This is a genomic window from Caldimonas tepidiphila (assembly GCF_003569765.1).
GTDB lineage: Bacteria > Pseudomonadota > Gammaproteobacteria > Burkholderiales > Burkholderiaceae_C > Caldimonas > Caldimonas tepidiphila.
Genome location: NZ_QXMG01000072.1, coordinates 23,253 through 29,868, shown reverse-complemented (window position 1 = coordinate 29,868; position 6,616 = coordinate 23,253). Strand labels below are relative to the sequence as shown.

Below are 6,616 nucleotides of genomic sequence, written 5' to 3'. Positions count from 1 at the left end.
GGCGCTGTCAAGCCACGCCCCGCCCGGCGCCCTCGCTGCCATTTGTGCAACAAAGCCAGAGGCGGTCGTCGCTGCGCTCTCAATGCCGTGGAGCAGCGGCCAGGTCGAGGGCCAGATCAACCGGCTGAAGTATCTCAAGCGCCAGATGTACGGACGGGCAGGTCTCGATCTGCTCCGGATCCGTGTCCTGCATCCCGCCTGATCAAGCAACATAAAAAGAGGAAGACCCAGATTTGGATCGGCGCCGACACCCTGTAGAACAGCCCTGCCTTCCAGGAGGCCGAAAGGTGACTGTTTATGGGTCGAAAGTCACCTTGCTCGATCAGCTGTGCGGAACCCGTGCATGCGAAGTCAGCTCGCTGGGTCGAAGGACAGTCACCTTCCAGGATGCCGAGAGGTGACTGTTTATGGGTCGAAAGTCACCTTGCTCGATCAGCTGTGTGGAGCCCGGGCGTGCGAAGTCAGCCCGCCGGGTCGAAGATCGGTCACCTTTCAGGAGGCCGAAAGGTGACTGTTTATGGGGGACTTCGATAAACCGGTTTTCGAGCCCGTCGGGCTCTGAGCAGGGCCTCGGCTGAGGCGGGCGCAAGGTGCGCACCGGCCAGCGAGGCGGCGACTGCGGGACGGTGAAGATCGGCAGCCAGGCAGCGCGAGCGCTGCACCGACCTTGGCGCGCCGGTCGGCGCGTCCTCAGAAGGCCGGCACGTTCTCCCTCAGCCACGTCAGGCGCTTGACGTTGTAGACGGCGCACTTGATCGCGATGGCAAGTTCATTGCGGGCCAGCCCGATGGCTCGCACTGTCTTGCCCCCGAGGTGGCGCAGCCCGGCGAAGACGTGCTCGACGCTGTCGACGCGCGAGCGGCGCCGGTTGATGGCCTTGTTTCTCGCCTCGGCGCGCTGGCCGAGTTTCTCGCCCACTGGTGCTCGTCGTGCGATGCCGTCCTTGCAGCCGTGCTCGGCCAGCAACTCCCTGCTGGCGCGGCGGTCGTAGCCGCGATCAGCGTACAGCCGCGCGGCCGTGTTGGATGCGTCGATGACCTTCGGGAGGGTATTGCCGTCGTCCACGTTGGCGGCCGTGACCTTGTAGCGCCGGATGAGCTTGTAGCGCGCGTCGACGTTGGCATGCAGCTTGTAGCCGTAAAAGCTTTTGCCGTGCTTCTTCGTCCAGCGCGCCTCGCAGTCCTTGTGACGGGCCTTCTTCGCGCCCCACTCCAGCGGCACAACGCCCTGCTGGACGAGAGCCTTCTCTTCCTTGTCGAGGTGCTGGATGGGCGCACGCACGATGGTGGCGTCCACGATCTGACCGCCCCTCGGGATGTAGCCCTGCGCCTGCAACTGCTGCTGCACCGCCTCGAAGATCGCCTGCGCGCCGAGTCCGCCCTGCACGAGCCGCTGCTTGAACAGCCAGACAGTGCGCGCGTCCGGAATGCGCAACTCGTCGGCCAGGCCGCAAAAGCGCTGGAAGCTACGCCGGTCCAGCAACTGGTGCTCGGCCTGCTCGTCCGACAGGTTGTAGAGCACCTGCAGAAACAGCACCTTGACCATCACCAGCGTTGGGTACGGAGGCCGCCCGCCCTTGCTGCGATCGGGTCTGGGGCAAGCCGCATCCACTGCCGCCGCCACCTGCTCGAAGTCCACTAAAGGTACAGCATGCGCGCTGGGTCCCGTCGCTCAGCGGCCCCGCGCGATGTCTTGGCCATTGAAGTCCAGCGCCGGCGCATCCTGCCGGCAGTAGATAACGGCGCGGCTTCACGCACCTGACCGTATAGCAATGCAGCCGGCTTTCCAGCGACTCAGTTGAGCGCGTTCTCAAGTGCCTTCACGGTCCTGGAGGAAACCACCCACTCCAAGTGCACGCGCGCGCGCGTCATGCCAACGAACAGCAGTCGGCGTTGCAACTCGTCGAGCTCTTCGAAATCGCACTCGGTTAGCACGATGGCCGGCGCGGCCTGTCCCTTGAAGCGGCGTACCGATTCGACGAGCAACTCGCCGTCGCTCCACACCGGCTGGTCTTGTGCGTCATAGCGGCCGAGGAAGCGCCGCATACGCCAGTCGCCCAGTCGCTCCGACGCGAGCAGGTGCGAATTGCCGAGCCCGCGCAGGCTGACGACGGCGATATCCTCCATCGCGAAACCCCGCTCCAGGCAGCGCTCGACGGCCTTCTGTGTGGCGCGTTCGAGTTCACGTGTCGTGTCGTAGACGAGCGGATCGGGTGCTTCGCCTTCATGGAGCCCTAGCGCCTCGATCTCCGAGTCGGCCAACTGCAGCAGGTTGACAAGTCGCACCAGAGCACGGGGACTGCGATAGTTCTCGGTGCAGCGGATCGTCACGGCGTCGGCAATGTCGAATTCGTCGCGGTCGAGATAGAGCTGCTGGTCCGGGTCCTCGAGCAGCACCGCCCGGCCCTGGGGCCTCAGGCGGCCGAGCAGTGCCTCGATCCATCCGACATGGAGGTCCTGCACCTCGTCTAGCACGAGCAGGTCGAGATCCGGATCGCGGGCGGCGAGCAACTGGATCGCACGGGTCGTGACTGCGTCGAACGCCTGTGGAGTGCGGGGGACTTGTGCCTCGGGCTCGCTGCCGCGGACAAGGCGCCAGGCGAACTCGTGGAAAGTCTCGGCGTGGACCCGGTCCGGTACCAGCCGGGCAATGTGATCGGCCAGCGGGCGGTTGAAGCACAAGTAGGCGACCTTCGCACCGCCGGCCGCCCCGTCGCGCATCAGGCGCAGCGCCAGTTGCGTCTTGCCGGATCCGGCGGTGGCCCTCACGCGCAGCAGCCCGGACGGGATCTGCATCCGCGGCACCCAGGTGGCGAGTCCGGCCGAAAGGCGGGTGGTGCTCGTCTGCAGGCGCCCCACCAATGCGCTCACATCGACAGCGACGCGAAAGCGGTTCTCGAAGAAGGCCAGCACTCGATCGGACAGTGGGCCATGCACGCCGACGTCCAGCACGTCCCGCACGCGCGAGACGAGCTGCTCGACCTCGTTCGCGTCCACGATCTGCGCGCGCGGCCACTGCACGGTGTCGTGCAGCACGCGCACTCCTGGCAGGACCAGCAGGTGGTGCAGACGAACCTTGAGGCCGCACTCGCTGAGCCGCGTGCGGATGCCGGAGAGCTGTCCCCGGACTTGGTTCACGACATTCTTCGTCGTGCCGCTCGAATAGCGCTTGAAGATCCCACCGGCTTCAACTTCTACCGTGCCGGCCTTGACCTCGATTAGCAGGACATCACCCGCTTGGTTGACAACGACGATGTCGATTTCGCCGCCATCCGTTCCCTGCGCCCAGTCCACCGAGTGGAACAGCGTGTACGCATCGGGCAAGCCACGTTCGAGCGTCGCCAGGATTTGCAGTTCCTGATAGTCCCCGGCGCTGAGGGCGGACTTCGGTGAAGAGGAAGGAAAAAGGCGGGCCATGGCAACAGGAGCACAGAAAGAGCATGAATTTAACCTGTCGGTTCGGCCCAGCCCTCCCCGACCCTGCTCCTCGCTGTCCGTGCACCAGGGAGTGCACATGAGAGCCTCGCACTCGGCACGTCTACAAGGCACGCGAAACGAAACAGCACGGCAGGAGCCAGTAGGGCTGCGAGCTTTCCCATGTCGAGGACTTGCTCCCACTCAGCTGGCACGGCCATAGCCGCGAACTTGAGGGACGTCGCCGTTGCGACGAACTACGTCGCAACACCGCTCAACAATGCGCCTGCTGGGGCCTCCAGTGCCCATGCACGACCACAAGGAGGAGCGACCAGTCCACGAGGAGGCGCGAGCCGCCCCGCGCAGTGAATGCACGATCAATAGCGTGGCCGATAGGCCGTGAGTCCTGGTGAGTTGAGGCAGCCCTTCACGACAGCCTTTCTCTCCGCTTCGCGGTGCTGACCCGCCAGCCCTGCACGCGTGCGGAACAGGCTGAAACAGGACGCAGTGGAGGGCGCGCCGCCTTCGCGCCACTTCGCCAAGGACATGAGCGCTGAAGGACAGCGCTGGCGCGGTGACGCCAGACAGAAATCGTACCGGAGCAGCAGCGAGGCTCCCAGCCCAGATCTGGGCCCCATGAGTTGACCCAACGTTCAAAAAAACTTCTCATTCTGCAGAAAGGAACCGCATCATGGAAGATCCTGACCACCGCGACGCCCAACGCCGGGCCCTCCTCGATCAGGCCACAGAGATCATGGCGCAACGCGTCAAGCCTGCCCCCGGCGCCATTCGGAAGCCGGTCTGCTCCCCTCTGGGCAAGCGGGCTACCGGACTGCCGCCCGCGATCCGCGAGCTGCTGGACAAGCCCGTATCCTGCTTCGAGGAACTGGCCGGTGCCGCGGAAAAGGCCGGCGAGGAGCCAGTTACGCATATTGCCTTCGTGCTCGACGACTCCGGCTCAATGCGGGAAGGCATGGACGCGACGATTGAAGGCTTCAATTCACAGGTGCGGGAGGTCCGCGAGGGAGCCAAGACCGCGGGTCGCACGACTTTCACCGATGTCCGCTTCGGTGCCCGGGTCCGGGTGGAATGCGTGGCCGAGGACATCTCGTGCATCCCGGAACTGAGCGCCGAGACCTACCGCCCCAGCGGCACCACCCCGCTCTACGACGGCCTGGGCATCACGCTGTCCAGGCTGCTCGAGCAGGAGGGCATCCATGATGCGAAGACTGCGACGCTCGTGACGCTGTTCACCGACGGCGGCGAGAACAGCTCCCGGATCTTCGACGCGGAGATCCTGCGGGAGGTCATCGTTCGCCTCGAGGCGACCGACCGTTGGACTTTCGCGCTCGTCGGCCCCAGCGATAGCGTCTCGACGCTGGCCGAGTTGCTCTCGGTGAGGGCAGACAACGTGCGGGCCTACGATCCCGCCAAGCTCGGATCGCGGCGCAAGGCCTTCGAGGGTGTGAGCGCCGCCAGCGCGAGCTACATGCGACTTCGCTCGATGGGCCTCACGAGTGCTTCGTCGCTGCATGGCACCGACGACAGCGAGGTGTGAGCGGGGGGACCGCCAGGGAGAGGCCTTGCACTGGGTCGTAACCCGGCCAGGAGCCCACTGCGGCCCGGTGCTGCGGCCGTGCCCACCCTCCAAGCGCTTGCGCGCGGCCCCCCCGTCCCAGGCCGGGCCGGAATGACGGTACGATCCCCTCGCTCGCCCCGCCTCCCGGCCATTGCCCCGCCGGAGATCCACGCCCTCGAGGCGCGCCCGTCCGTATCAAAGACATGAGCCATCCCGCCGACGTTTTCGAGATCCCCCCGTCCTTGATCGAGGCCTATCGCGCGACCGCCTATGACATCGAGCTTCCCGGCGGACCCCGAACGCTGCGGATCGGCGAGGTGTCCGCCGCACTGCCTGCATCAAGAGGTCACACACCACACCGGATTGCCATCCTGACGGCGAGCAACCCGTTCAGCCGCCCGTTGCCCGAGGAGGTCAACGAAGCACGCCACCGATTGCTGCTCGATGCGGTCGATAAGGCGGGGCTTTCCTGCTGGCCCGCACAAGGCCGCGACCCATCGGGAGAATGGCCTCCCGAGCAGAGCCTGGCGCTCGCAGACCCCGGGGATGATGTGCTCGACGCCTGGATGCTTGCGCTGGGCCAGAACGCGGTGGTTGTCGCGGATCAGGGCCAGCCGGTCGCACTGCGGCTGCACCCCCTGGAGCTCGGACGCGCTGCCGAGGATTCCAGCTCCGGCCTCCGTGCCGCAGCCCTCCTGTGGACCGAGGCCTGGAGCACTCTCAATCCGGATTTGCTGGCCGAAGCCCTGCATCCGGACGTGTGCTACGAATCGCAGTGGGTGTTCTCGCCGCTCGAGGGCCGGGAGGCGGTGCTCGCGCACTTGGCAGGGAAGATGCGGACCCTGGAGCGGCTTGGCGCAGACGATCCGTCGGTGCGACTGCAAGTGCAACTCGGGACGACGACGAGCGGCGGGCCGCCGCAGCCCTGCGCGATCACCTGGCAAGGTGCCTCGGCCGAGCCGCAGATGATCGTCCTGTTCAGACTGCACGAGCGACAGATCGACCGCATTGACATCTGCATACCGCAGCTCTTCGAGCCGCATGTGATGACTAGACAACAGGTGAAGAATGCTTGATCGAGTGATCGTGATGTCGAAGACACAGTGCGGCGCTGCGGCCAATCAGGCCAGCAGCCTGCCGGAGGACTTCGTGCTGGTCCAGATCCTCGGCGACGACGAGGGCGAATTCCCGGACCTGCGCTGTGCACGCGAGGTCCTGCGCCTTCGCTTCGATGACGTGCATGAGGACAGCCCTGGACTGCGCCGGCAGGCGGGGATCGCACATTGGCCGGATCACGGTCTCGAGCTGACGCTGAAAGTCATGCCGGGCGTAGTCGAGAAGCTGCGCTTCCCCGGTCTGGAGCACGCCCGCGAGATCGTCGAATTCTGTCGCCGGGCCCACGAGTGTGAGACTCCCTTCGCGCTGGTGGTGCACTGCCTGGCCGGCGCGAGCCGCTCGCATGCGGTGGCGCTCTCTGTTTCTGAGCAGTTGGGCATCGAGTTGGAGCGCCGCGCACCGGGCAAGGGATCGCCTAATCCCCGCCTGCGGCGACTGCTCTCGCGGGCCTGGGACGAGCCGGCACCTTGCTGATGCAAAGTCGGCGGGACGCCGGCCGCTTCCGGCC

At 65.9% G+C, this 6,616-nt stretch carries 6 protein-coding genes; 4 read left to right on the top strand and 2 right to left on the bottom strand.

What is annotated here, in order from left to right; genetic code table 11:
• Positions 1-202, top strand: a 202-nt coding sequence (locus tag D3A59_RS22385; RefSeq protein WP_157991650.1) for a hypothetical protein, incomplete at its 5' end; no start/stop codon positions are given.
• A gap of 488 nt (positions 203-690) precedes the next feature.
• Here the strand turns inward: D3A59_RS22385 and D3A59_RS22380 are convergent.
• Together D3A59_RS22380 and D3A59_RS22375 are read right to left on the bottom strand one after the other, a co-directional pair.
• Positions 691-1,638: an IS5 family transposase gene (locus D3A59_RS22380; protein WP_119157541.1), complete on the bottom strand. Its 948-nt coding sequence runs from the start codon at positions 1,636-1,638 to the stop codon at positions 691-693.
• Positions 1,639-1,793: 155 nt separating this feature from the next.
• Positions 1,794-3,416, bottom strand: a complete 1,623-nt coding sequence (locus D3A59_RS22375) for an NERD domain-containing protein (RefSeq protein WP_170162374.1) — start codon at positions 3,414-3,416, stop codon at positions 1,794-1,796.
• Positions 3,417-4,104: 688 nt separating this feature from the next.
• Here D3A59_RS22375 and D3A59_RS22370 point away from each other — a divergent pair.
• From D3A59_RS22370 to D3A59_RS22360, 3 genes are all read left to right on the top strand, one after another.
• On the top strand, positions 4,105-4,971 hold the full coding sequence (locus D3A59_RS22370; protein ID WP_119157539.1) for a VWA domain-containing protein: 867 nt from the start codon (positions 4,105-4,107) through the stop codon (positions 4,969-4,971).
• Positions 4,972-5,195: 224 nt separating this feature from the next.
• Positions 5,196-6,068, top strand: coding sequence for a DUF3293 domain-containing protein (locus tag D3A59_RS22365; RefSeq protein ID WP_119157538.1), 873 nt, complete (start codon positions 5,196-5,198; stop codon positions 6,066-6,068).
• A 13-nt stretch (positions 6,069-6,081) separates the two neighbouring features.
• A complete protein-coding gene (locus tag D3A59_RS22360) occupies positions 6,082-6,582 on the top strand; it encodes a hypothetical protein (RefSeq protein ID WP_157991649.1) in 501 nt (166 codons plus the stop codon).
• Positions 6,583-6,616: the final 34 nt, after the last annotated feature.

Bases quoted from the DNA above. Each gene is read 5' to 3' on its own strand.
- D3A59_RS22375 (WP_170162374.1), bottom strand. From the start codon at position 3,416: ATGGCCCGCCTTTTTCCTTCCTCTTCACCGAAGTCCGCCCTCAGCGCC.
- D3A59_RS22370 (WP_119157539.1), top strand. From the start codon at position 4,105: ATGGAAGATCCTGACCACCGCGACGCCCAACGCCGGGCCCTCCTCGAT.
- D3A59_RS22365 (WP_119157538.1), top strand. From the start codon at position 5,196: ATGAGCCATCCCGCCGACGTTTTCGAGATCCCCCCGTCCTTGATCGAG.
- D3A59_RS22360 (WP_157991649.1), top strand. From the start codon at position 6,082: ATGTCGAAGACACAGTGCGGCGCTGCGGCCAATCAGGCCAGCAGCCTG.